Source organism: Acidaminobacter sp. JC074 (assembly GCF_022496765.1).
GTDB lineage: Bacteria > Bacillota > Clostridia > Peptostreptococcales > Acidaminobacteraceae > JABXKX01.
Genome location: NZ_VANV01000044.1, coordinates 1 through 26,227, shown reverse-complemented (window position 1 = coordinate 26,227; position 26,227 = coordinate 1). Strand labels below are relative to the sequence as shown.

General features: G+C 35.1%; 27 protein-coding genes, 1 pseudogene and 1 riboswitch. Of the genes and pseudogenes, 21 read left to right on the top strand and 7 right to left on the bottom strand.

What is annotated here, in order from left to right; genetic code table 11:
- The 12 genes and pseudogenes from EZV73_RS27800 to EZV73_RS27745 form a co-directional block, all read left to right on the top strand.
- A pseudogene (locus EZV73_RS27800) lies at nt 1-215 on the top strand (hypothetical protein); the annotation flags it as partial.
- A gap of 224 nt (nt 216-439) precedes the next feature.
- Nucleotides 440-1,369, top strand: a complete 930-nt coding sequence (locus tag EZV73_RS27795; RefSeq protein WP_240843851.1) for a MoxR family ATPase — start codon at nt 440-442, stop codon at nt 1,367-1,369.
- A gap of 6 nt (nt 1,370-1,375) precedes the next feature.
- Nucleotides 1,376-2,563: a DUF58 domain-containing protein gene (locus EZV73_RS27790; RefSeq protein ID WP_240843850.1), complete on the top strand. Its 1,188-nt coding sequence runs from the start codon at nt 1,376-1,378 to the stop codon at nt 2,561-2,563.
- On the top strand, nt 2,560-4,818 hold the full coding sequence (locus EZV73_RS27785) for a transglutaminase family protein (RefSeq protein ID WP_240843849.1): 2,259 nt from the start codon (nt 2,560-2,562) through the stop codon (nt 4,816-4,818). The genes EZV73_RS27790 and EZV73_RS27785 overlap by 4 nt, the downstream gene beginning before the upstream one ends.
- A 60-nt stretch (nt 4,819-4,878) precedes the next feature.
- Nucleotides 4,879-5,430: a GNAT family N-acetyltransferase gene (locus tag EZV73_RS27780; RefSeq protein ID WP_240843848.1), complete on the top strand. Its 552-nt coding sequence runs from the start codon at nt 4,879-4,881 to the stop codon at nt 5,428-5,430.
- Nucleotides 5,414-5,941 carry a GNAT family N-acetyltransferase gene (locus EZV73_RS27775; protein WP_240843847.1) on the top strand — a complete coding sequence of 176 codons (528 nt, stop codon included), beginning with the start codon at nt 5,414-5,416 and terminating at the stop codon, nt 5,939-5,941. The genes EZV73_RS27780 and EZV73_RS27775 overlap by 17 nt, the downstream gene beginning before the upstream one ends.
- Nucleotides 5,919-6,443, top strand: coding sequence for a DUF6886 family protein (locus EZV73_RS27770; protein ID WP_240843846.1), 525 nt, complete (start codon nt 5,919-5,921; stop codon nt 6,441-6,443). Before EZV73_RS27775 ends, EZV73_RS27770 begins: the two co-directional genes overlap by 23 nt.
- Nucleotides 6,430-6,843 (top strand): NUDIX hydrolase, encoded by a 414-nt coding sequence (locus tag EZV73_RS27765; protein ID WP_240843845.1) that lies wholly within the window; start codon nt 6,430-6,432, stop codon nt 6,841-6,843. Before EZV73_RS27770 ends, EZV73_RS27765 begins: the two co-directional genes overlap by 14 nt.
- Before the next feature lie 69 nt (nt 6,844-6,912).
- Complete coding sequence (gene dnaB, locus EZV73_RS27760) at nt 6,913-8,241, top strand: replicative DNA helicase (RefSeq protein ID WP_240843844.1); 1,329 nt, start codon at nt 6,913-6,915, stop codon at nt 8,239-8,241.
- Nucleotides 8,241-8,807, top strand: a complete 567-nt coding sequence (locus tag EZV73_RS27755; protein ID WP_240843843.1) for a GNAT family N-acetyltransferase — start codon at nt 8,241-8,243, stop codon at nt 8,805-8,807. The genes dnaB and EZV73_RS27755 overlap by 1 nt, the downstream gene beginning before the upstream one ends.
- Before the next feature lie 231 nt (nt 8,808-9,038).
- Complete coding sequence (locus tag EZV73_RS27750; RefSeq protein WP_240843842.1) at nt 9,039-10,328, top strand: adenylosuccinate synthase; 1,290 nt, start codon at nt 9,039-9,041, stop codon at nt 10,326-10,328.
- Between the two features lie 64 nt (nt 10,329-10,392).
- Nucleotides 10,393-10,743 carry a helix-turn-helix domain-containing protein gene (locus tag EZV73_RS27745; protein WP_305037125.1) on the top strand — a complete coding sequence of 117 codons (351 nt, stop codon included), beginning with the start codon at nt 10,393-10,395 and terminating at the stop codon, nt 10,741-10,743.
- A gap of 45 nt (nt 10,744-10,788) precedes the next feature.
- Here EZV73_RS27745 and EZV73_RS27740 read toward each other — a convergent pair whose 3' ends face one another.
- Nucleotides 10,789-11,937: an iron-containing alcohol dehydrogenase gene (locus tag EZV73_RS27740; protein WP_240843841.1), complete on the bottom strand. Its 1,149-nt coding sequence runs from the start codon at nt 11,935-11,937 to the stop codon at nt 10,789-10,791.
- Nucleotides 11,938-12,166: 229 nt separating this feature from the next.
- Between EZV73_RS27740 and EZV73_RS27735 the strand changes: the two genes are divergently transcribed.
- The 4 genes from EZV73_RS27735 (at nt 12,167) to EZV73_RS27720 (ending at nt 14,822) form a co-directional block, all read left to right on the top strand.
- Nucleotides 12,167-12,493: a YciI family protein gene (locus EZV73_RS27735; protein ID WP_240843840.1), complete on the top strand. Its 327-nt coding sequence runs from the start codon at nt 12,167-12,169 to the stop codon at nt 12,491-12,493.
- A 160-nt stretch (nt 12,494-12,653) separates the two neighbouring features.
- Nucleotides 12,654-12,834: riboswitch (cobalamin riboswitch) on the top strand.
- A gap of 126 nt (nt 12,835-12,960) precedes the next feature.
- Nucleotides 12,961-13,812: a YitT family protein gene (locus EZV73_RS27730; protein WP_240843839.1), complete on the top strand. Its 852-nt coding sequence runs from the start codon at nt 12,961-12,963 to the stop codon at nt 13,810-13,812.
- A 9-nt stretch (nt 13,813-13,821) separates the two neighbouring features.
- A complete protein-coding gene (locus EZV73_RS27725) occupies nt 13,822-14,118 on the top strand; it encodes a hypothetical protein (RefSeq protein WP_240843838.1) in 297 nt (98 codons plus the stop codon).
- An 83-nt stretch (nt 14,119-14,201) separates the two neighbouring features.
- Entirely contained in the window at nt 14,202-14,822 is a 621-nt protein-coding gene (locus tag EZV73_RS27720; RefSeq protein ID WP_240843837.1) for a hypothetical protein, read from the top strand.
- A 20-nt stretch (nt 14,823-14,842) separates the two neighbouring features.
- Here EZV73_RS27720 and EZV73_RS27715 read toward each other — a convergent pair whose 3' ends face one another.
- From EZV73_RS27715 to EZV73_RS27695, 5 genes are all read right to left on the bottom strand, one after another.
- The gene (locus EZV73_RS27715) at nt 14,843-15,169 is read right to left on the bottom strand and encodes a helix-turn-helix domain-containing protein (protein ID WP_240843836.1); all 327 of its coding nucleotides are present in this window, start codon (nt 15,167-15,169) and stop codon (nt 14,843-14,845) included.
- A 114-nt stretch (nt 15,170-15,283) separates the two neighbouring features.
- A complete protein-coding gene (locus EZV73_RS27710) occupies nt 15,284-16,222 on the bottom strand; it encodes a D-2-hydroxyacid dehydrogenase (RefSeq protein ID WP_240843835.1) in 939 nt (312 codons plus the stop codon).
- Nucleotides 16,223-16,260: 38 nt separating this feature from the next.
- Nucleotides 16,261-16,842 (bottom strand): pentapeptide repeat-containing protein, encoded by a 582-nt coding sequence (locus tag EZV73_RS27705; RefSeq protein ID WP_240843834.1) that lies wholly within the window; start codon nt 16,840-16,842, stop codon nt 16,261-16,263.
- On the bottom strand, nt 16,833-17,798 hold the full coding sequence (locus EZV73_RS27700; RefSeq protein ID WP_240843833.1) for an ATP-binding protein: 966 nt from the start codon (nt 17,796-17,798) through the stop codon (nt 16,833-16,835). Before EZV73_RS27700 ends, EZV73_RS27705 begins: the two co-directional genes overlap by 10 nt.
- Nucleotides 17,799-17,806: 8 nt before the next feature.
- Nucleotides 17,807-18,811 (bottom strand): DnaD domain protein, encoded by a 1,005-nt coding sequence (locus tag EZV73_RS27695; RefSeq protein WP_240843832.1) that lies wholly within the window; start codon nt 18,809-18,811, stop codon nt 17,807-17,809.
- A 117-nt stretch (nt 18,812-18,928) separates the two neighbouring features.
- Between EZV73_RS27695 and EZV73_RS27690 the strand changes: the two genes are divergently transcribed.
- The 4 genes from EZV73_RS27690 to EZV73_RS27675 all read left to right on the top strand — a co-directional run bounded on the left by EZV73_RS27690 (nt 18,929) and on the right by EZV73_RS27675 (nt 24,082).
- Nucleotides 18,929-19,714, top strand: coding sequence for an EFR1 family ferrodoxin (locus EZV73_RS27690; RefSeq protein WP_240843831.1), 786 nt, complete (start codon nt 18,929-18,931; stop codon nt 19,712-19,714).
- Between the two features lie 148 nt (nt 19,715-19,862).
- Nucleotides 19,863-21,476, top strand: a complete 1,614-nt coding sequence (locus EZV73_RS27685; RefSeq protein ID WP_240843830.1) for a M23 family metallopeptidase — start codon at nt 19,863-19,865, stop codon at nt 21,474-21,476.
- Nucleotides 21,477-21,590: 114 nt separating this feature from the next.
- Nucleotides 21,591-22,289, top strand: a complete 699-nt coding sequence (gene yycF / locus EZV73_RS27680) for a response regulator YycF (protein ID WP_240843829.1) — start codon at nt 21,591-21,593, stop codon at nt 22,287-22,289.
- Complete coding sequence (locus EZV73_RS27675; RefSeq protein WP_240843828.1) at nt 22,289-24,082, top strand: ATP-binding protein; 1,794 nt, start codon at nt 22,289-22,291, stop codon at nt 24,080-24,082. The genes yycF and EZV73_RS27675 overlap by 1 nt, the downstream gene beginning before the upstream one ends.
- Nucleotides 24,083-24,203: 121 nt before the next feature.
- Here the strand turns inward: EZV73_RS27675 and EZV73_RS27670 are convergent, their stop codons facing one another.
- Complete coding sequence (locus EZV73_RS27670; protein WP_240843827.1) at nt 24,204-25,925, bottom strand: IS1634 family transposase; 1,722 nt, start codon at nt 25,923-25,925, stop codon at nt 24,204-24,206.
- Nucleotides 25,926-25,991: 66 nt separating this feature from the next.
- On the opposite strand from EZV73_RS27670, the gene EZV73_RS27665 reads away from it, so the two are divergent.
- Entirely contained in the window at nt 25,992-26,207 is a 216-nt protein-coding gene (locus EZV73_RS27665; protein ID WP_240843826.1) for a hypothetical protein, read from the top strand.
- The last annotated feature ends 20 nt before the right edge of the window (nt 26,208-26,227 follow it).

Below are 26,227 nucleotides of genomic sequence, written 5' to 3'. Positions count from 1 at the left end.
TAGACTTAGAAATGGTTGAGAAAGAAGCAGCTGATAAATCAAGACGTGTTTTTAGAGGAATCTTTATAACAACAAAAGGGATAATAAACTCAGATATCAATGGTAGTTTGAATATCCTAAGAAAGTATTTAGGTCAAGAAAATATTCCCAGGTTGATTATATCGATGAGGGATAAGGGGTTTCGAGATAATCCTTTTAGACTACGTGTAGTTTAATATGCTATTGTATCTTCGGGTAGAATAGAAGCGTCAAAGACGCCTTTCTTGTTCAAATTCTCTATAATAAGGCCCTAATTATAGAAGTTATAATTTAATTAGTTTGATTATGTTTAGGGAACAAATATGAAGAGATGTTAAAAAAACGTAAAGTTGTATTTAGAAAATACACCTTTTATTAGGCGAATTTTCATAATATACTGAAAATTACATAGGGGGTTTTTATGATAAACAAATTTTTAAGCAATATTGATCAAGTAATTATTGGTAAACAAGCAGTGGTATCAAAGGTATTGATTGCCTTATTGGCTGAAGGACATGTACTTATTGAAGATGTACCAGGTGTCGGTAAAACAACACTGGCAAAAGCTGTCGCTAAGTCAATAGACTGTTCATTTAGTAGAATCCAGTTCACACCTGACTTGTTGCCATCAGATATATTAGGGGTTTCTGTTTATAATCAGAAGGCACTAGATTTCGTCTATAAAAAAGGACCTATTTATGCACATGTTGTTTTAGCAGACGAAATCAACAGAGCATCACCAAAGACTCAGTCAAGTTTATTAGAAGCCATGGAAGAAAGACAAGTTACTATGGATGGCAATACTTATAAGTTAGAAGAGCCATTTATTGTTATGGCCACTCAGAACCCAATTGAGTATGAGGGCACTTTCCCACTACCAGAAGCTCAATTGGATAGATTTATGATAAAGATTCAAATAGGTTATCCTGAAGAATTACATGAACTGCGTATATTTGATAAGATTGATCAGCAAATTAAGGCAGAGGATTTGATGCCAGTTTTAACTGCAGAGGAAATTAGAAATATGCGTTCAGAGGTTTCAAAGATACACATGGCTGAGGAAATTGAGTCATACATCTTTTCAATCATTAGAGCAACTAGACAAAATGATGACATCATTTTAGGTTGTTCTCCTAGAGCGGCAATTGCACTTTACAAAGCTTCTAAGGCAAGAGCTTATACAGAAAACAGGGACTTTGTTATTCCAGAAGATGTACAAATACTTGCTGCAGATGTCTTGTCTCATAGAATTGTTTTAAAACCAGAGGTTAAATATAAGGGAGAAACAGGCAGGTCCATGATTGACAAAATCATGAATGTCACTAAAGCACCTAGAATGAAGCAAAAGTAGGTGACTATGAAATATCTAAAACCAACACCTTTAAAAGGTTATGGTTTGTTAGTAATTCTGACATTGACATTAATTATTTTAACAGGTGGGGAATTCTTTTATTTCCTATTGGCTGTAGAAATCACCACCATCGTCATGATGTATATGATTGTCTCTAGAAACAGCAAGAAAATTTTGCAGTTTTTAAGCATTGGTGAAGATGAGATAGAAGTTGGAGATCAGGTAAGGGTAGAAGTTAAATCCAACAATACCAGTATCATGCCTGTTGCCCATGCAAAGATTCAGTGTAGAATTTACAACAACCATAATGAAATGGTATTTCCTTCAGAGAATATCTTTTTCAATCCATATCAAATAACCAACATTAGAGAAAACTTTGAAATAAAAACCAGAGGGATATTTACTACTGGAGAAATCAGAACAGATTATTCTGATCCGCTTAGACTTTTCAGACGTTTAAAGGTCTTTGAAAAAGACATCCAATTGGTGGTTTATCCAAAAGTTACAGAACTGGATTATTTCTATATGCCTAACACAGGTTATATTGGTACAAAATCTGTGGCCAAAAGTGGACATGAGGATTTTTCAAGTTTAAAGAAAGTAAGAAAATATGCTCCAGGTGACAGTTTTAAGAAGATTCACTGGAAAGTGTCTTCTAAACGTGGTGAAATGTTCGTTAAAGAGTATGAAGCCACATCTTCTACAAAAATGACAGTCTTTGTAGATGCCTATAGTGGCCACTATGAACATGACCATAATCGATTGATAGAAGACAAGGTAGTGGAAATTGCCGCATCTATTACCAAGTATGCTTTAAAGCATAATGATGATACATCTATGATGTACCATGTAGATAAACTTGTTCAAATAGAAAGTCGTGATTTATCAACTTTCCCAACTGTTCTAAAAGAACTGGTAACCTTTGTTGCAAAAGGTGGGATTACTTTTTCTGAGCTCTTAAATCAAGAAGCTAAAAGACTGGAACAGGGTTCTTTTGTTGTACTCATTACAACGACAGTTACTGAGCTTCTTATTCAAACTCTATTAGGTTTGAGAAGAAGAAGTTTTGAAATCAGTGTAATCATTGTCTCGGATGAGGAGACATCTTACGATATGATCCAGGCTATGGGGGTACACATTTATCAAATCCATCCTGAGGACGACCTTAAAGAAAGATTGGAGGCCTTCTCATGATAAAAAGATATTTTAATGTTTTAGAGCCTAAAGCCATATACTTTATTGGTTTTCTGTTAAGTTTCCCACTAGCTTTGATTGCAACAAATTCTATACCTACAAGAATGGAGTTTGAACAGTTATTCTTGATTGGCATCATTGTTTGGACAGTCTTGTATTTCATTAAACCCATCAAATCACATCTCTTTCATGGCTTTATTGTCATTCAGTTTATGTGGATATATGGTTTGGGTAGGGTTTTATCGCCCTTTATGCAAGAAGGTTTTGAAACCATCTTTCCAGGTGGTCTTTCAACGGCAAACTTTATTCATGAAAACTTAGGTGGTAAGTTCTTTTCTGAGTTTATTTTCTTTATAAGAGATTTCTTTTTAGAGAACTTAGAAGTCATAGATGAGTTTTACTTTAACCTTTTTAATGTTTTGATTTTTGCTTTTTTCATGGCACTTGTTATGAGATTAGTAGAGAGTCGCGTGAATTGGAAGTATTTTTTAGTCGCTGGCTTTTACTTTGTGATTGCATGGTTTATCTATGTCTCTAGCCTAAAAGGCTATTTTACACTTTATTTCATAGGTCTTACAGTATACAAGCAGTTTAGAATCTATGAAACTCAAGTAAATAATGCCAAGGGCCTTGGTGAACGTACCAGGTATTATAATTACTCCTCAGCTATTGTAGTGGGGACGGTTATCATGGTTGTGGTTATTTTAGTTTCTAATGTGGTTCAATATATCATGCCAACAGAAACATTAAATGAAACCATTCATACCTATATACCTAATATAGCGACTATTAGAAATGACTTTAAGAAACTTGGTCAAACCAAGATATTCTCGTTTTCATCAACTATCTATGCACCTAATGGCAACATGCTTGGAGGTCCAATTATCGATCGTGACTATGATTTAATTATGCGTGTCAAAGCAGATCATGGATCCATGTATTTAAGAGGACGTACAAAAAATGTCTACGATGGTTCACAGTGGCTTACTGATTTTGATACTTATTCAAACAATATTTACAGGGGTGTGGTAATTCCTGAGGAACACTTAGAGGAAATGATCATTTATCCTGAGTCTATCATTACCAGAACAGTCTTTTCACCATATAAGTATTACTCTTCAAGTTTTACCATTGACAGAATTTATGGTAACGATGACAGCATCGTTTATAGAAAAGCAAGTAACAGAATAAAAACAGAAAGATATTCCGTTGAGTACATCAATCCAGAATATGTTGGTGAATATGACCTGCTAGATGAAGAAAAAAGAGAATTATATATGGCTTATCCATCTGTTGGCTTAAACCAAACAGAATCTTTAACCAGAAGACTCTTAAGTGGCATTGATGATCCCTATGAGAAGATGAAAACCCTTGAGCGTTACTTAAGAGATAACCATAGGTACACCTTAAGTACAAGAGCGGTTGATACAAGTGAGGACTTTGTTGAAAACTTCTTATTTGATGAGAAAGAGGGCTACTGTACCTATTTTGCCACTTCACTTGCTATCATGGGTCGTATGGCTGACATTCCAACCCGTTATGTAGAAGGTTTCTTAACCAATGACTTCGAAGATGCCGATGGCCTGTATGAAGTTGGTTCTAACCGGGCGCATGCCTGGGTTGAGGCTTATATCGAAGGCATGGGTTGGGTTCAGTTTGAACCAACACCAGCCTACTTAAATGGTGATGAAGTTGAGGAAACTGACGATACATTTATTCCTTCTGAAAACGAGTCAGCTCCATCTACTGAAGACATTGATGATCGAATGAGAGAAGAAATTCTTGAAGAAGGTGGTGTCATCGCTACAGAAGATACGATTTCTCTTGGTGACATCATGACTGTTATATTCTACTTGGTATGTTTCATAGGCTTGTTCTTACTTGTCGTACTAAAAGCCAAAAGACTTAGAAAAGATATTCATGATGGTGACGATACTGAAAAAATAAACAGACGTATTCACTATGTTTTGTCTATGTGTCGAATTATTGATGATGATATTGATCCTTCAACACTTCCGAAACAAGTCATTTTAAAGAATGCCCAAACCATACAGGTAGATGTAGATTCACATGTTCTGCAGATGATTGACCAATCACTTTATAGTGACAAAGTCTTTAGCCAAGAGGAATTTGAAGAGTTTAATAGATTCTTTGAGTTGTTTGAGTTCAGGTTGAAGAAAAGAATTACTTTTATCGGTCATATGATGCACAAGTATCTGATGAACAGTCTCTACCATAGGGATTATTATATTTAATTGATTTACCTCTACATTTAGTAGAGGTTTTTCTTTAGAATAGTATTAGGAGGATGATAAATGAAAATTATATTACGTGAATTGTGTTTAGACGACTTAGACAGCTATAGATTATGGAATTTACCAGATAAACGCCACCATGATTTTAATGGACCTTATTTTGGTAGAGACACTGTAGAGGAACTAGACGAAAGAATCAAAAAAATGAGAACGAGGCTGAATGATGGTAAGTCTGCAAGAGACAATATGTTGGCCATTGTTAATGAGGATACAGATGAATTGATCGGTACAGTCAGCAAGTATTTTAAGTCTATTGAAACCGATTGGTTGGAAGTTGGCATTGCCATATTCAATGAGAATTACTGGTCTAAGGGTATTGGTTATCAAGCTCTGAAACAATGGATTGACTTGGTTTTTAACATGCATCCTACTTTTGTTAGACTTGGTTTAACAACTTGGTCAGGTAATATAGGCATGATGAAGCTTTCAGAAAAGCTTGGTCTTAAACAAGAAGCCTGCTATAGAAAGGCAAGAATCGTAAATGGCCAGTATTATGACTCCGTTTCATATGGTATCTTAAGAGAAGAGTGGTTCGATGAAGATAATAAATGATGAATTAACAATTAGAAGTGCTACAAAGGCCGATGCTGATCTCTTGTGTACTTGGTGGGCAGATGGCAAAGTAATGGCCCATGCAGGTTTTCCAAATGGTCTTAAAACAGATAAGTCAAAGCTTGAAAGCCAGCTTATGAAACAAAGTCAGATGAGTCAGAGAATGATCCTTGATTATAAAAATGAATCTATCGGTGAGATGTCTTACAGGCTTGAAGAAGGGGTTGCAGAGATTGGTATTAAAATTTCTAATTTCGACTATCAGAATAGAGGGCTTGGCAAGGTTTATCTTTCTATGTTAATAGACTATTTGTTTAAAGAGATAAAGGTTGAAAAGATTATACTGGATACCAATCTTGACAATAAACGTGCACAACATGTCTATGAGGAACTTGGATTTAAAAAAGTTGCCGTCAACGTAGATGCTTGGAAAGACCAGTTAGGTAAGCTGCAGTCTAGTGTCGACTATGAACTTAAAAGGAGCATGTATGAGACTCTTTCATGTGAGTGAGGAAAATGATATAGAGCTTTTCAAACCTAGAATACCACTTAGAAATGATTTAGGACACAAGAGACCTTTGGTTTGGGCAGTTAACGAAAAGTGTTTGGTCAACTTTTTCACACCTAGAGATTGTCCAAGGCTGACTTATCATATAGGACCTAGGACTTCCGAAGAGGATAAGAGATTCTTTTTCTCTGACACGGACCATGTCCTAGTTATCGAGCATGGCTGGTTTGAAAGAATGAAAAACACAAAACTTTATATATATGAGTTCCAGACAGATAATTTTATCTTGCAAGATGAAATCGCTGGCTATTATGTCAGTGAACAAGTTGAAATCCCCATAGCTTGTTATCAAATAGATGACTTATTTTCAGCCTTGATGGAAAAGCATGTTGAAATTAGGATGCTGCCAAATTTATGGACTTTAAGAGATCGGATTGTAGCTTCGACTTTGAATTACTCACTGTGTCGTATGATTCATGCAAAGGAGAGACATGAAAAAGTATAATATCATTCTTGTATATGATGTAGAAGAAAAACATGTTCTTATGTGCAAAAGGCTGCTTGAGCCTTTTAAAGGTCAGCTCAACTTAGTGGGTGGAAAGATAGAAGCTATAAATCATTTAGAAGAAGCCTACCGTGAACTTAATGAAGAAACAGGCATATCAAAAGCTGATACCAGTTTGCGTCATTTTATGGATTTTACATATCATTATTACGACATTCTTCTAGAGGTTTATGTAGGAAAACTTAAACATCCTGTTGACTTGATTGAAGAAGTGAATGCTTTAGAATGGGTATCTCTTAGTGAAGATTTTTTCTCTGAAAAGTATGCAGGTGATGGGAATATTGGCCACATTTTAAAGCAAATTGAATACGATAAAGAAGAAATACTAAAGACATTGTAATACATGTCTTTTTTACTTTTAAAAGTAACTGATAGATTGTACAATAGATATAGAACAAAGGAGTTACTTATGGAAATGATGAAAACACCACCTCATGACATGCGTGCAGAACAGTCTGTACTGGGTGCCATGATTCTAGATAAAGAGGCTATATTAGATATTGTAGAAATCATAAAGGCAGATGATTTTTATAGAAGTGCTCATTCAGAAATCTTTGATTCAATCATGACTCTGTATGAAAAGAACGCACCTGTCGATATGGTTACACTTGGTGATGAACTTACAAGACGTGAAGCCCTTGAAAATGTGGGCGGTATTGAATACTTAAATGATTTAACAACTGCTGGTATCATTACAACCAATGCCAAGTATTATGCAAAAATCATTGAAGAAAAATCTATGTTAAGACGTTTGATTAATGCTTCTACAGAAATCTTAGAAATGGGCTATTCAACTGAAACAGCTGAAAATGTTTTAGAAGTTGCCGAAAAATCTATTTTTGATATTTCTCAAAAGAAGAATAGAGATGGTTTTTCTTCAATTAAAGAAATTCTTATAGAAACTTATGAAGCGATTGAAAAAGCCTATGAATCTACAGAATCAATCACAGGACTCTCAACAGGCTTTAGAGACTTAGACTTTAAGACATCTGGTCTTCAGAGGTCAGACCTTATATTAGTTGCAGCAAGACCTTCCATGGGTAAGACGGCTTTCTCTGTAAACTTATGTCAGAATGTAGCTACTCAAAATGAAGGTGCCAGCGTTGCCATATTCAGTCTGGAGATGGCCAAGGCTCAGCTTGTACAGAGAATGCTTGCAACACAAGCTGGGGTTGGTTTAGGTAAGATTAGAAATGGTGATTTAACACCTGAAGACTGGGCAAAATTAGCGAGTGCATCTGCGCCTCTGTCTGAAGCCAAAGTCTATATAGATGATACACCGGGTATCACCATCATGGAAATGCGTGCCAAGTGCAGACGTCTTAAGATGGAACAAGGCCTTGATATGATCATGATTGACTACCTTCAGCTGATGTCTGGTGGTGGAAAGCAACAATCGAGAGAGCAGGAAATTTCTGAAATTTCCAGAGGTCTAAAAGGGATTGCCAGAGAAATGGATTGTCCTGTTATCGCACTATCTCAGTTATCTCGTGCCCCTGAACTTAGAGCAGACCATAGACCTATTCTATCTGACCTTAGAGAGTCAGGTGCCATTGAGCAGGATGCCGATATCGTAATGTTCTTATATAGAGATGAATACTATTTCAATGATTCTGAAAAGAAAGGTATTGGTGAAGTTATTATTGCCAAGCAAAGAAACGGTGAAACCGGTACAGTTGAACTGGCTTGGTTGGGTGATCTTGTTAAGTTCGTTAACTTAGAACGAGGCGATGAGTAATGATTATATTGTCAAAGCTTCTAAGAGATGATGTACCTAAAATGATGGCCTGGGGCAAACATACAGACCCTAGATTCTATCATTACAACTTTGACTTAACCACACAACGTGGCTTTGATCTATGGTATAAGTCTAAAAAGAAAATATTTACTAGAAAAATATATAAGGTAGAAACGCCTGATCATATCATGGTTGGTTTTATTACCATAAAAAATATAAAGTGGTCCACAAAATCTGCAGAGATGGGTATTGTTTTTGATCCTAATCATTTATCTGAGGGATATGGTTCTCAGGGCATGGAAGCCATATTTGAAGAATTTTTTGAGGTTTTAAATATGGAGCGTTTATATCTAAGGGTTGTCAAGTTTAATAAACGTGCACAAGCTTCTTATTTAAAAGTTGGCTTTAAGATTTTTAAAGAAGAAGAAGAAATTTTTGAAAACCAACTTCTAAATGATCTTCTTTATAAGCGCTATGATGATTTCTTTATGGTAGGTGATGAGATGTGGGCGGATTATATCTTTATGGAAATGACAAAATCTGACTATTTAAAGCTTAAATGTTAATGTTTTATAGATAAACAAATGATAATATTCGTATAAAACTGAACGTTTATGTATATATTCAATAAACATTCGGAAAAATCAAGGTCTTGCATTGACTTAGGTGGGACCATTTGTTATGATGTCTATGGGTTACAGAAAAGATTCCCTTAGGCATTTTTTCTTGTCATGAATGTGTATTTAGAAAGTTTATACTTTCTTGTAACTATAAAATTTCGTTAAGCGAGGTGCATTATGTCGACTGTAGTAATCGTTGGTTCACAATGGGGTGACGAAGGTAAAGGTAAAGTTATTGATTATTTAGCTTCTGAAGCAGATGTTGTTGTAAGAGGTCAAGGTGGTAACAACGCTGGTCACACAGTTGTGGTAGGAGATAAGAAGTACGCGTTACACTTAATTCCATCAGGTATTCTTAATAAGAAAGCAGTAAATGTTATTGGTAATGGTGTTGTTTTTGATCCAGAAGGTTTCTTAAAGGAGATCGATGGTTTAGAAGCAAAGGGTATTGATACTTCTACAATTAAAATTAGTGAAAGAGCTCACGTAGTATTTCCATATCATAAAGAGATTGACCGTTTAGCTGAAGAAGCAAGAGGAAAATCTAAGATTGGTACAACTGTAAAAGGTATTGGACCAACATACATGGATAAAGTGGAACGTTCGGGTATTCGTATCTGTGATTTAATGAACGAAGAAGTATTCGAATTAAAAACACGTGCTCAAATTGAAGCAAAAAATCAAATCATCACTAAAATATATGGTGGCCAGCCATTAAATGCAGACGAGATTATCGCAAACTACAAAGCTTTTGCAGATAGAATCAGACCATATGTGGCTGACACGACTGTTATTGTTTATGATGCAGTTAAGGCAAATAAAAAGGTATTATTAGAAGGTGCTCAAGGTACTTTATTAGATATTGACTTTGGTACTTACCCATATGTTACATCATCTCACCCGATTTCAGGTGGTTTTGCAATTGGTGCTGGTATCGGTCCAAATATGATTGAAGAAGTAATTGGTATCACAAAGGCTTATACTACTAGAGTTGGTAAAGGTCCATTTGTTACTGAATTAGAAGATGAAACAGGTGACAGAATCAGAGTTGCTGGTAACGAGTTTGGTACTACGACTGGTCGTGCTAGAAGATGTGGTTGGCTAGATCTTGTTATTGTAGATTTTGCTGCTAGAGTTAATGGTATGACTTGTATGTCATTAATGTTATTGGATGTATTATCTGGCTTTGAAACATTAAAGATCTGTACGGGTTATGAGTACGAAGGTCAAATTATCAAGCACTTCCCAGCTGACTTAAATGTTTTAGCTAAGTGTAAGCCGGTTTACACGGAGTTACCAGGTTGGAAAGAAGACATTACTAAGTGTGAAACTTATGATGCATTACCAGCTGAAGCTAAAAAATATATTGAAACGATTGAGGAACATGTTGGTATTCCAGTAAAGATTGTTTCTGTAGGTCCAAAGAGAAGTCAAACAATTATTAGAGATTCAATTTATAGAGCATAGACCGCAGCGCGGTCTTTTCTTTTTTTTGCCTAAATGCTAATATAGAAAAGAAAGAGAGGTCAAAATGCCTGAAGATAGATTGAATAAGATAAGTTGCAACAATTATAGATGTGAAGTAGAAGTTTTTCTGGAGATAGTATCTGGCAAGTGGGTATCTTTAATTCTTTGGGAGCTTGGACATAGAGGCACGCTTAGGTTCTCGGAACTGCAAAAGTCTATACCTGGTATTACACAAAAGATGTTGACCCAGCAATTAAGGCTTCTAGAAAAGAATGATATTATTTCTAGAACAGTATATCCAGAAGTACCACCTGTTGTAGAATATACTATGACTGAAATGGGTGAAAAAATAATGCCAATATTTGAAATGATGGATATTTGGGGCAAAGAATATGTGCAAAAAAGAACCGAGTAAGCCTACTCGGTTTTTTCGTGGGCGGATAATTTCATTCATAAATGATTATCCGTAATATGAAACTTTAAATAGCTCTTTCATTTGAGCGACAGAAACTTGTCTAGGATTTGTACCCGTACATGGATCGTTTACAGCATTTTCAGAAATTGAATCTAAGTTGTCTAAGAAGAGTTCTTCATCAATACCAAAAGCCTTTAACGAACTAGGGATGTTCATTTTTTTATTGAGATCATTTACAAATTCAATTAATTGATCAACCAATTCTTCCTGACTACCGGTAAAACCTAGTCTTCTTGACATGTCAGCAAATTTTTCGCCAGCTGTTTCTGCATTAAATCGAATAACATGCGGCAGATAAATTGCATTTGCACAACCATGAGGTACTTTAAATAAGGCACCCGTCTTATGTGCCATAGAGTGGACAATACCTAATATGGCATTTGAGAATGACATACCTGCTAGACACTGAGCCAGGTGCATTTTTGCTCTTGCCTCTTCATTGCCTTCATAAGAATTTAGTAAGTGTTTTTGAATCATTTCAACTGATTGCTTAGCCAGTGCATCTGTTAATTCATTTGAAATTGTTGAAACATAAGCTTCGATAGCGTGCGTTAGTGCATCCATACCAGTATGGGCAACTAATTTTTCCGGCATAGTTTGAGCCAAGTCCGTGTCTACAATAGCCATATCCGGTGTGATGTTGAAATCTGCAATGGGATATTTGACATTGGTTTCATGATCTGTAATAACAGAGAATGATGTCACCTCACTACCAGTACCTGAAGTTGTTGTAACGGCAATAAATCTTGCTTTTTTTCTTAACTCAGGTAAGTTAAATGGTTGAGCGGCTTCTTCAAATGTAAAGTCTGGGTTTTCGTAGAAAATCCACATAGCCTTAGCAGCATCCATAGGCGAGCCACCACCTAAACCGATGATCCAGTCAGGTTCAAAGTCTCTCATCATTTTGGCACCTTCAAGAACTGTTTTCACAGTTGGGTCATTTTCTACACCCTCGATACGTCTTGATTCAATGCCAGCTTCTTTTAAGTTGTTTTCAATTTTTTTTAAAGCACCATTTTTCTTGGCAGAAGAATCACCAAGTACAATCACTGCTTTTTTACCTTTAATATTTTTAAGTTCATCAAGAGCATTTTCACCGAAGTAAACATCTCTTGGAATTGTAAATCTAGCCATAATTACCTCCTTTGAATGTATGTATCGCGAATACATGATTTATGATATAGCCAATTAAAGAGTTTGTGAAGAAGGCACTTTTTAGTCATGTAGTTACTAAATGGTAAGTTATGCAAATGATAAAATGATACAAGCTAGATAATGCAAGACTTAGAGATAAATTACGGATTTAAAAAGAAATTTGATTGTATGATTTCATTATTAGGTATCAATAATATAAGGAGGGCCTATGAAAAGATATTTAGTAATTGGATGTGCAACTTGTGCGACACACGAATTTATGAAAAGTCAGACTGATGAAGATAGAAAAGAACTTATGAATCGATGGATGACATGGAAAGAGAAGTATCAAGAAAATGTTGTAGATATGGGATCACCTCTTCTTGATGGAACATCTGTTAATGTAGATGGTATGTATGATTCATATAAGCAAATTGCAGGTTATATGATGATACAAGCAGAGGATAAAGAAGCAGCTCTGACTGTTTTAGAGGCGTCACCCTTGTATGATTTTAAAGCTGGTGCTTATTTTGAGATATTTGAATGTATGATGTAGTTTGAAATCCACTCCATATATGTGAAGTCTTCTTCTTAAAATGATGTCAGCATTATGAGCTTTACTTGCATATAGAAAAATATATCAATAAAATACTACAATTTAAACCTATAACATGTGTTGACAAGCTATAAGGTAAGTGTTAGTATTCTAATTGACAAGTTAATACTAGATTATTGGTGTACTTATCTAAGTACTTAAAAGGGAAGTTGGTGAAAATCCAACACGGTCCCGCCACTGTAAAAGAAGAGCGATATCTAAAACCACTGTAAATATTATGGGAAGGTAGATAAAGCAATGAAACTTGAGTCAGGAGACCTGCCAGTAAGAAAAATGCTGTTAAACCTCACGAGGATGAGAAGGTATTATCACGAGAACGTGTAATAATGCCCTTTAGAATATAAAGGGCTTTCTTTATGATGGAATCAGCATTTTATGCTGGTTTTTTTGCATTTTGGAGGTGTGACATGAAGAATTTTAAGGCTTTTATTGTAATGAACATAGGACTATTTATTATGGCTGTAGGCTTATCTGTTTTTTTAATACCAGCAGATCTTGCTGTTGGAGGTGTAACGGGTTTGGCTATGGTCATACAGCATTATGTGCCCAGTTTGAATATAGGGATATTAATGTTGGTTTTTAATGTGATCTTGTTTACACTTGGTTTCCTTATTATAGGTAGTTCATTTGGAGGTAAGACCATTTATTGTAGCTTTGCACTTTCAGGTATGATTGGCTTGATGGAATGGCTTTTACCATTGCAAGGACCAGTGGTTAACGACATCGTATTAAATCTTGTATTTGGTATTGTTATTCAGGGAATAGGTATGGCCATTGTTTTTTATCAAAATGCCTCTACTGGAGGTACAGATATTATTGCGAAAATTTTTAACAAGTTTACAGGACTTGATATTGGTAAAGCTTTGTTTTTGTCAGATTCACTGATTACCCTAATGGCTGCTGTTTGTTTTGGTTTGACATTAGGATTATACGCTTTTATAGGGATCTTAATTAATGGCTTGATAATTGATAAGGTAATTGCAAACTTAGATGCTAAAATACATGCTGTTATAGTTACAAATGATACTGAAGTTATATCAGATTACATACATGAAACATTGTCTAGAGGGACAACTTATTTACATGGAACGGGTGGCTATTCTAAAGAGGATAAACAGATTATTAGTGTTGTCCTTAACCGAAAGGAATTTGCGGAGTTAAAGCATTTTATAAAAAGACAAGCACTGGATGCATTTATAACGATGAATGTTGTGGATGAAGTATATGGAGAAGGATTCAATTTAGCATTACAGTCATAGGAGTGGATTATGGTTAGAGAATTATATGCGGACTTAAACTTACTTTATTTAAAACTCTTTCAATATGAGAAATATATGGGGTCAAGTATGATTGAACCAGTGTTTGATCGAGTGAATGCAGATATTGAAACACTTCAGAATCAGTTTAATAGGAGATATTCCTTGTCTGACATGCAGTTGTTTGAATTGCTTCAATTAAGTGACTTGAAACCTTTCTCAAATTCGAACAAGGTGTCTTTAAAAGACTTACTTGAAGAAGACTGTCAACATATAGAAAAACTGAAGCAAAGGATATACATAGTATAATTTCATAAACTTCATATTTTTTTCACACACTTTTCTTACATTTGAGGACTAAACTGTAGATACAAAGATGAAAGGAGAGCAACATGAAAAAAATTATTACATTATTATTGGTAGGTTTGATGGTTATGGCAGGATCTGTAATGGTATTTGCTGAGGATACTGCAACTGAAATTGGTGAGAGACCTGTTAGAGAGGAAAGACCAGTTAGGGAAGAAAAATCACCTGAAGAAAGACGTGCACAAGTTGAAGAGTTATTTGCAACATACAACCCTGATGGTTTAGCAGCTTTTAATCAAGTAAATGAAGAGCACAAGGCATTTCATGAAATGGTTCAGGCAAGTAAAGATAATTTAAAATCAGAAGTCATAGCTGCGAGACAAGCTATACGTACTCAATTGGAGAATGGCGAGATTACAAAAGAAGAAGTTCTAGCTATGAGAGAAGCGACTAAAGCTGATAGAGAAGTTTTAAAAGAAGACGTTGCAGAAATCAAAGCTTTAAAGCAAGAAGAGAATGAAGCCATTCAAGCAGAACTTAAGGCTGTTAGAGCATCTTTAAGAGAAGCATTAAAAGCTGAGTTAGTTGATGAAGCCTTAGTAGCATCACTTTTAGATCAAATGGTTGATCTATTAGAAGACCATGTTCAAGTTGATTACAAATACTACGATATGATGCAGTCTCTTAGAAATTCAGAAGAAATATAATCAATAGACGGATTTTCCGTCTATTTTTTACATACAATTTCATGATCAATCCCCCAAGAACACATGAGTTCTAAAATCGGCATAAGGGACTTGCCCTCTTTGGTAATCTTGTATTCTACCTTAGGAGGCACCGTCTGATAATCATGTCTGGTAATAAGACAATCATTGGCCAGTTCTTTTAACTGCTGACTCAACATCTTATTTGAAACACTTGGAATGTAGCGTCTGATTTCGCCATATCTTTTAGTACCGTATTTGCCTAATTGCCATAATATGAGTGGCTTCCACTTACCGCCCATCATTGTTAAAGTATACTCTATGCCACAGTTTTCATTTAAAGAATTCATCATCATATCCTTTCGTCTGTTAATTAAATTATAGCCCATTTAGGACAAAAAGAAAGTATGCACTTTTAGGTAACCAGTTACTTGTAGGTAACTAGCTGAAATGCATACTTGGATTTAATTAACCTGATTTTTAATTTGACCATTTAAATAAAAGTTTAGATTATCGACAGCCGTATCCATGAGTCTGATTCTGGCTTCTTTTGAAGCCCAGGCAATATGTGGTGTGATGATGACATTATCAAGATCCATAATTGGATGGTGGTGTCTTGGAGGTTCTACTTCTAGAACATCAATAGCAGCCGCATAAATCTTGTTCGACTTTAGATATTGATAGAGGTCTGCTTCATTAATAAGACCCCCTCTAGATGTATTAAGGATAATAACTCCATCTTTCATCTTTTCAATAGACTTTTCATTGATCAGCTGATTGGTCTCTTCTGTTAAAGGGCAGTGGAGTGAAATGACATCCGACTGACTTAAGACTTGGTCTATGCTGACGCAGTTAAAGCCTTCTTTTATTGATCTGTTGTAGGCGATGACCTTCATACCAAAAGCTTCAGCCAACCTATAAACACATTGTCCAATCTTGCCAAGTCCGATAATGCCCATGGTCTTATCTGCCAGTTCGATTATGGGCTTTTCAAAGAAACAGAAATCCTTGCTTTCATGCCATTTACCAGATTTAACTGCATGATCGTATAGACCAACATTTTGGCATATTTCCAGAAGAAGTGATATGGTGTGTTGAGCCACTGTTTGAGTACCATAGCTAGGTACATTTGTAACTGTGATACCATTTTCACTTGCAGCTTGAATATCTACAACATTGTAACCTGTGGCTAAAACACCAATATATTTTATGTTAGATCCTTCAATAATGTCTCGATTTAATGGTGTTTTATTGGTTATGACGATTTCTGCACCTTCTATCCTAGATGCAATAAGTTCCTCAGGAGTCCTGTCATAAAGTTCTACATGACCAAGGGCTTCAAAGCCATGCCAGTCAAGGTCACCTGGATTTAAGGCATAGCCGTCTAAAATTACTATTTTCATAATGTCTCCTTCTAAAAAAACATTATCAGAAGATAATGTTAAGGTGTAAACTTAGCGCCTCGTGTCGAGGCTATTAATATAGCTTGTTCCAAATCTATTTTTGTATCCTTCATTTTCGTATGAACAATATTACCGTCAAACTTTGAACCTCTGATATCAGCTTTTACAAACAAAGTTTCTACAAAGCGTGCACCAACAAAGAGACATTCTTCAACAGAAGTTTGTGTCATATTGGTAAAACCAAAATCACTACCTGAAAAGTCTGTTCCCGAAAATTTCTTTTTAGAAAAATCTTGTTGTGAAAGATCGGTATAAGACCAATCGCCACCATGGATATCCACCAGCGAAATATTGGTGTCAACAAAGCTTGACCCCGTTAGTTTGCAATCTGTGAATATGGTAGAAAAGAAATCGGAAAACCTAAAACTACAGTTTAAAAGTGCTGATGTTTTAATGGTAGAACCATTGAATTTACAACCTCTGAACTGACATTTCTCGAAACGACAATTGGATATATCTTCGAATTCAATGGCATCAAAAACACATTCAATATACTCAATACCTTCTATGTCTTCAAAATCGTCATAGAAGGTTTCATACATGTATTGATCTACTCCCATCTTAAGTCCTTTCCATAAAATGCAATGAATTCATAGTTACCAAAGAGTCTAGATGTGATTCTCTCTGAATAGTTTTCACTCAGTTGCATAGGTGTAAAGTTCGTAGAAATAATGGTTTTCTTATCTTCTAAAAGTCGCGTGTTGATGATGTTAAAAAGTTCTGTTGTTGAAAAGGAGTTGATCATTTCTGTACCCAAATCATCGATGATTAACAAGTCACAGCTTATGAGCATATCATATTGGAATCTCATTTCCGGTGTTTTCTTGTTTGAGAATCTGTAGTGACTGATGGTATCAATGATTCTGAAAGCCGTTTGATACAGCACAGTATGATTCTTATCTAAAAGAGCTTTGGCAATACAGTTACACAAGAAGGTTTTGCCAAGACCGGTTTGTCCATAAAATAAAAGATTGTTTCTGGAGTTATCAAAGTTATGTACAAATGATTCCGCTAGGGACAAGACTTCCTTCATATGCTGTCTTGGTGTTGTTTTGTATTTGTCGTTATACTCATCAGAAAAGACATTCAAATCAAAGCTAGAGAAGTTTTCTCTATCTAGGACATCTGTGATGTTGGAATGTTTATAAGAGTATTTAATCATTTCTTGTTTGTAACATGAACATGGCTTACCGTCTACAAAACCTGTATCTTCACACTTGTCACACTGGAAGTGTAAACTCAGGTAATCATGCGGAATATTGTGTTCTGTTAAAGAGATAGCACGTTCTCTTTTAAGCATTTTAATTTCTTCTTCTATGGCTTTCATTTCGAGCTTGGCTGTATCTGGATGTTTTATGGCAGCCATGGCAATACCTAAACCAAGTTTGTTGATATGTTTATCAATTTCTTTTATTTTAGGTATACCTTCGTATATTTCATGACGTCTGCTTTCAAGGTCTCTTTGAGCTTTATCACGTCTTTTTTGAAAAATGAGTTTGAGTTCACGGTTATCCATAAGGTCTCCTATTTTTTAATGCCTAATTTACGTTCAAGTTCATCATTTGAGTATTTTTCTCTTTGATCAAAATTGTGGAACTTGTTGGTTGTTTTTTTCTTTGGCGTATTACTTTTTTTATTGTTTTGATAAGATTCATATGCTTCAAGTGTGGTAACGCCTTGCTTGAATAAAGACTCAATGGCCTTGTGCATATAGTTCATATTGATGTTAGATGTTCGTTTGGATGTCTCTGTTAATACCTTTATGATGAAGTTGATATCCAGTTTAAAGTCATCCAGCCAGATGTCCATAATTTCTTTATCACCAGCTGAAGGCATCTTGTTGGCATAGCCAAGTGTTCTGTAAATAGCCTTGTAGTGCTTGTAGTGAGATTGGCTTTTTGCAAAGTGTTCATCCAAGTCATTAAGGGTTAAAATGCCCTGGTCATGCCAGCCTCTTACAACTTTGGTTATGTAGTTGATGTGTTTGATTTCACGGTCTTCTACAGAATATTTAAAAGCTGCAACAATGATCTTCATATCAATGTTGTCCTTGTAAATCCAATCCAAGACAATGTTTCTTTCATTAGGCACAAGTTGACGTCTCATAATTTGATCGATGGCATAGAACATCTTTTTGATCTCAGGATTTTTACTTGCTTCTATTAAGTTGATGTTAGCCTTTGTCTGTGATTTTGTACTTGTTTTATTGGTATACATATTCTTTGCAACAAGTTCTCTAAGTGATAAAAACTCTATATCATAGGTATCGCCATTGGTAATTTTTTTGACCACTTTTTTACTTTCCCAAAAGTCCCAAGACCTAAAGACATCTTCTAGTGGAATATTGAGGTGTTTGGCGATCGTCTCATGTGTAATTTTACGTTTTCCCTGTTCTTGACTGTACTTAAAGCCTAGTAAATAGACCTTTACAGCAGTACCATTGCCCATAGGCATAAAATCGTTTATAAAAATATTTTCAATAGATGTTTCACCAAAATCTAAATCAGTTGTCTGTTTGTAAAAACCCATAAAATCCTTCTTTCTAAATATCTCTTATTATAGCACAAAGAAAAAAGAATTATTAGACCAGGTTTGTTAATTAAGAGTAAATAACTTATACTAAAGTGAGTAAAAAAAGGAGTGGTTATGACGTTAAATGTAGTCTATTTTTCACCTATAGGATCTACTTTAAAAGTGGCAGATTATATAGCAGAGGGCATGGATTTTCAAGTGACTTATGTGGATTTAACAGATCCAGTAAACAGGCAAAATGAATTAGTCTTTTCATCTGATGATATTGTTTTGTTTGTATTTCCGGTTTATGCAGGCAGGCTTGTTAGAATTCCCAGATATTTTTTCAAGAGAATCAAAGGTAATGGTGGGCGTGCTGTTTCAGTAGTGACATATGGCAATAGGGCCTATGATGATGCTTTGTTAGAATTAACTATGCTTGTAGATCAAGCTGGTTTTTTACATCTTGCTGCAGGTGCTTTTGTGTGTGAACATGCTTTTGATAATGGTCTTGCAACCTCTAGACCAGACAGTAAAGACGCTTTAACTGCCAGGTTATTTGGACAGAAAATTAGAGCAAATATTGATGAGAATAAATCATATCAAAACATCACTTCATCTATACCAGGTCACTATCCATTCAAAACAAGATTCCGTCATGATTTTTCCGGCCCCTTGGTTCCTTCTACCTCTGATAAGTGCATTGTGTGCGGTAGGTGCATGGAGGCTTGTCCGGTATCTGCCATAGATCAGAAGAATCCTAAAGTCACCGATTCAAAGACATGTATCACTTGTTTTAGGTGCATCAGAATGTGTCAGAAAAATGCTAGAAAAATAGAGCTTTCAGACTTTGATGACCATGCGTCTTGGCTAGCTGAAAACTATAAATCCAGAAAAGAACCTGATATATTTCTGCCTTAACAGAGGGTGAAGATGTGAAATTTAGAGTTTTTCTGTGGGTAATTGAAGTTTTAAGGCGGATTTATCCACATAAAAAGTTCAAAAATGACTTCCCCTGTGCTATAATATATATGTTAAAGACTAGATTGGGCTATTAGGAGTATACTTGATGAGTAAAAAACGAAAGAAACACTCGCAAAAAAAGAAAAATAATACGCATAAGAAACAGTCGTTAAGCAGGTCTGATAAGAAGAAGAGTCGCTTCTCTTTTCAAACCGTTAAGGATTTTTTTAACGATATCGTAGATAAGTTAAAAGGCATCAATTTTAATGGTGCTATTAATACAAGTAAGAACTATGTCATGAATCATAAAAAAGGTGTGATTTTTACACTAGCCATGACCATGACGGTTGCAGTATTTTATTTTACAGTGGTTTATCAACCAGAAGAGGCCGCACCAGTTGTCAGTGTCAACTTTAATGAAGAACAGACCTCATTTTTAGATGATGTAGAAAGTGAAATTGGTGATGTACAGACTGAAGTCGAAACCGTTAAGCTTGTTTTAGAAGCATCTGAGCCTACAGAGCTTAGTGAGACGACAGAAGTTTCAGAATTAACTGAAGAAGTCATTGAACCAAGCATTGATGTCATTACATCTGCAGATGTAACAGGTGACAAGGTTTCATTAAAAGTTCTTGAAGAAGATCCTGTATTTGATTCAGTTGAAAAATCAATGATGGTTGGTATTGATATGTATGCCATCCTAGTGGACAACAATGAAGTTGCCTATTTTGAGACAGAAGCTCAAGCTCAGGAAATTTTAGATGCATTAAAGGCTAAATATTTAGCTGAAGGCGCAGTAGAAGAACGTGTTATCTTTAGAGAGTCTATTACCATCGAGCAGGTTAAGAGAAACATCTTTGATTGTAATGGTTTTCAAACACCTGAAGAAATCATGGAGTATATTGTAAAAGGTACAAACGAGCAACGTATTCACACGGTTTTAAAAGGTGAAAACTTCTGGGTAATTGCAGAAGAGTATGAACTTAATGTTCAAGATTTAATTGATGCCAACCCTGGTATTGATGAAAAAAGATTACAAATTGGCACAGAATTATCTTTGATTGTAGCTGAGCCGATTATCAATGTTGTGACAATTTCAACTGTTGAAAGAATTGACCCTGTACCTTACGGTAGAGAAGCCAATGTTTTAACAGACAAATATTATGAAGGTGAATACAAGACAAAGGTTGCCGGTAAACCTGGTGAAGCCGAAGTTATTGTAGAAATGTACATGGAAAATGGTAAGTTGATTGGTGAAAAAGTTCTTGAGCAATCAATTATCAAGGAACCTGTAAATCAAGTAGTTTATCAAGGTACAAAGCCTGCACCACCTGCAATAGGTACAGGTACTTATCAAAATCCAACATCAAGAGGTTACATTACTTCAAGATTTGGTCCTAGATCATTAGGTTATCATACGGGGATAGATATTGGTATTTCATCTGGTACTGAAGTTTATGCAGCTGATGGTGGTGTTGTTACATATTCGGGCTATAAAGGTACATATGGTAAGTTGATTATTATCAATCATGGTGCCAATAAAGAAACTAGATATGCACACAACTCATCTTTAAGAGTTTCAGCTGGTGAAAAAGTATTCAAGGGACAGTTAATTGCCTTAAGTGGAAACACTGGTCGTTCAACGGGTCCACATTTACACTTTGAAATCAGAGTAAACGGTAATCCAATTAATCCAATTAATTATGTATCGTATAGATAATATTCATTAATTATGTTTCATACAGGCACATATAAATGTGCCTTTTTTTAAAATTAGAACTTAAATTCTTACTGGTCAAGTTACTTTTAAACCAGTAGGTACAAGGAGGTTTTTATGAGAAAAAAGATACTTGTAGTAGATGACGAAAAATCAATCTCAGATATTATTAAATTCAATCTTTTAAAAGATGGTTATGATGTAGAGGTTGCTGAAGATGGTGATGAAGCCTTAAAGAAGGTTTATTTGATCCAACCGGATTTAATCTTACTAGATGTTATGTTACCAAAGTTAGATGGTTTCCAAGTCTGTAGAAAAATCAGAGAATCTTTTAACACACCTATCATCATGTTAACAGCAAAAGAAGAAGAAGTAGATAAGGTACTTGGCTTAGAACTGGGTGCTGATGATTATATTACAAAGCCATTTGGTATGAGAGAACTGCTTGCAAGAGTAAAGGCTAACTTAAGACGCGTTGATATCGATAATTCTGATACGTCTTCATCTAAGTCTGTTCAAATAGAATCAGGTAATCTGTCTATAGATTTAGAGCGCTATGAAGTTAAGAAAGAAGATGAAATCATCGAATTGACACTTCGTGAATATGAACTGCTTAAGTTTTTAGCAACGCAGGAAAATCAGATATTTACAAGAGAGCAACTTCTTAAAGATGTTTGGGGTTATGAATACTTTGGCGACATCAGAACTGTTGATGTAACCATTAGACGTTTAAGAGAAAAAATTGAGGATGATTCATCGAGTCCTAAGTTCATCATGACCAAACGTGGTGTAGGTTATTATTTCAGGAGGTTATAATGTTTCGAAGCATTAGATGGAAGTTTGTAACCATCTACTTCATCCTTGTATTAATCGCCATGCTTATAGCCGGAATATTTATATTAAGAGAAGTTGACGACCTACATATCAGTACGGCGAGTCAACAACTTGAAGGGGTCAGGTATAATGTTATGCCTGGCCTTGAAGAAATTATGGAGCTTTCTACAAATGAAGAACAGGTTAAATCAGTCATTGAAGATAATAACAAAATAGATTTAGCCATAGGTGAGGAAATCTGGATCATAGATGACAATCGATTTGATGTGATTGCTTCTACCAGTGCCAATGATCCTAGCTTCTTAAAGGAAGACCAATATATCAATCTAATTATTCAAGCAAGGCAGACAGGAGAGAAAAAAGAAGTCATAGCACGTGGAAATAACGATCAGCGTTCTATGACCCAGGTTTATCCCATAAGATATCGTAATATTGATAATACAGGTTATCTAGTATTACGTAGAAACTTAAAAGATGTAGATTCTACTATAAACAGAATTCGAGAGATTATTGTTCAGGTCATTATCGCCTCATCTCTTGCAACTATAGTACTTGGATTTATTATTTCTAAGTCTATTTCAGATCCGATTAAAGATATTACTAGAAAAGCAGTTTTAATGTCAAAGGGTAACTTTGAGCATTACGTTCAAGTTAAATCTAACGATGAAATCGGTGAACTGTCTGAGACATTTAACTTCTTAACCAGAAGATTAAAAAAATCATTAAGAGAAATTTCATTAGAAAAAACAAAGGTAGAAGCCATTGTTAATCATATGACCGATGGTGTTATAGCGGTAGATAACAACCACCATATCATTCTGATGAACCCTAAGGCCATTGAGCTTTTAAACTTCGGTACAGAAGGTTATTTTGAAAGTGATTTTGATAAGTTGATTGAACCAATCGCTGAATCTTTAACATACAACAAAATAGCTTCTGAAGAAGGCTGGATAGGCTCACAATCTATCAGTATCAAAGATACAATCGTCAAGTTTTCATATGCACCTTATATGAATGACCAGAATGAAAAGACCGGTATTGTTTATGTTCTTCAAGATATTACCGATGCTGAAAAACTAGATGCTATGAGAAGAGACTTTGTTGCCAATGTATCTCATGAGCTCAAGACACCTCTTACAAGCATTAAGTCTTATACAGAAACTTTAATGGATGGCTATGTAGATGATCCAGAAGTTCAAAAGCAGTTCTTGACTGTTATTGATTCTGAAGCGGAGCGTATGACCAGACTGGTTAGAGACCTTCTGCAATTATCAAACTTTGATTCTCACTCTATTACCTTCTACAAGGAATACAATGATTATCTCGATTTGACAAAAAAATGTATTACTCAACTACAAATGGCTTCTTCAAAGAAAAATATTGAAATCAAGTTATTAACAACAGAAAAACAACTAGTTGGTGCATTTGATCTTCATAGAATGGAACAAGTTTTTATCAATATAATCTCCAATGCAATCAAGTATACCCCTGAGGAGGGGGCGGTAGAGATTCAAGTTCTCCGAAATGACGACGATTGTGTTGTACAAGTAAAGGACAACGGGATTGGTATACCAGCGGATGATCTGGTTCATATATTTGATAGATTCTACAGAGTTGACAAGGCAAGAACTAGGAATGCAGGTGGTACTGGTCTAGGACTTTCCATTGCAAAAGAGATCATTAACGGCCATGACGGGCGTATAGAAATCGAAAGCGAGTTCGGAAAAGGAACCACAGTAACTATCAGTATTCCACTTGATGTTATAGACTTTTAAATGTGCTGTAATACGACTGTAATAAATCTTGAGTTTGACTTCATATAATAGCAAAAATAGCCGCTAAACCGTTTAAAWCAAACGGGTTGGCGGCTTTTGYTTTTTTCATTTTTATGTAGTTCTATTCTATTGATTTTGTAGAAGATTGCATTTTTTTTATATCATCTAAAGAAATGTATTTTTTATTGAATTTRATATCAGTTATGTTTTGCATTTCACTCAAGATTTCATCATAATATCCAGCCTGATAGTTATTCATGTTCAGATGCATCACATTAGCGTTATTTAGCGATTGGACAATTTTATCTACTGAATACTCATTACCAAGTTCTTTTTGTAATAGCCTTAAAATGACAAGTGATAAGAAACAAGTTAGAAAATGAGCTTCAATCGAATCCTCTGTCCTAACATACACAGGTCTTGTCTCTAAAGAAGATTTTGTTACTCTGAAGCTTTCTTCAATTTTCCATAATCCTCTGTATCGCTCAATGATTTCAGAGTCTGGCATGTCTAGTTCGCTCGTAACAATAGAGTAGTAGCCATCATATTTTTCTTCTTCTCTAATTAGTTCCTCATTAAGTGTTGGTTTGATATCATCAGCTTTTGTCAGTTCACCGGTCTCTTTATTCATCTTTAAGCCTTCAATGTATTTCATTGCGCCGTAGTTRTTTAAATCAGTATAGCTGAGTTTACTATTTATTACCTTAGTTGCTTTTGCAATAATTTCATTTCTTTTATGTCTTGCTCTGTCAGCATACTTCTGAGAGAAAAATGCGACATGTTTTTCTTCGATTGGAACATCGACATYTTTACCATTTTCATCTTTCACAGTAATAGTAGTCGGCATAGTTCTAGACTTGATTTTAAAATTCTCACCAATATTTTTATATCCTACTTCAGAAAGTACAAACTCTTTGACTTCTTTAGGTGCTTTAGTTCCTCTGATTGATCTAGAAAAAATATAACCATCACCTTTAATGATGTTATATGCCTTATTGGATCCAGAGTTTAAACCTTTATCAGCAACAACAATAACTCGTTTGAGATTGTAATCTGCTTTTAGTTCTGCCAAGACAGGTAGCAGTGTATTAAAGTCGGATGTGTTCCCGCTAAACAGCTTATAATTAATMGGAATTCCAGCATTATCAAGTAAGAGCCCCATCTGAATGATTGGCTTTCCTTTCTTGTCTTTTCCCATACCTTTACGAATTAAATCTGTTTGTTGATCGATGTGAAAGTAATAATTGGTCACATCGTAATAAACGTTATTAACATCTCTACCATAAATCATAGAAATGTTTTCGTGTAAATCAAGAAGAAGTTTTTCTTTGAACCTAGAAAAATGACTAAACGACCTATACATCTTTTCTATAGGGAAAGTAAAGTTTTCAAAATAGGTATCTTTATTTTCATAAGCTGCTTTTTTAGAACCAGGATGGAGTATTCGTTCGTAAACAAGCAGTTTCAWGATGTTATTTAAAGGGAGCTTTGCATCTAATCCACGCTCTCTATTAATCCAAAATTGATGTATACCAAGTCGGTGGTATAGCCAGCTTAATGCAAGATATCCGATAYTCTTAAAGTTATTCTCACCCATTTCCAAAATTTCGTTTTTATTTAGCTTCAGCTCAATAATACTGTTTTGTTCTTCTTCTGACGTCATTTCTTGAGCCACATGTGTGAAATGTGCGATAGGATCAGTATATTCTTGTTCTAGTTCATCTAAGTATCCAATCTTCATAACTTGTTTGGACTTAGGCTTCTTGCTAATAGGATCGCGATAGCTTTTAAMAATAGATAGGAAAATCCTACCGTTAGCTCGTTTATCTTTCTTTAAAAACATTGAAAAACCTCATTTCTGTCTATTAATATTATACCATAGAATTACATAGAAGTACAAGAAAAAGAATTGAAATTTGACAAAAAAATAAGCTGTGATGATGCTGTTCCAACGAATAGAATGCTGTTAGTTATTAGAAATAGCCGTCAAACTCGCGTGGATAATAAGACTTATGTGGATGCGATTATCAGTTACAAACTAGATCCTACAGAGACTGAGTTTGAAACTAACTATCAAAAGCTTTATTTTAAGTTTAAAGACAAGCAATTAATCATTGGTGAGTAGTTTTATTATCAAAATTAAAT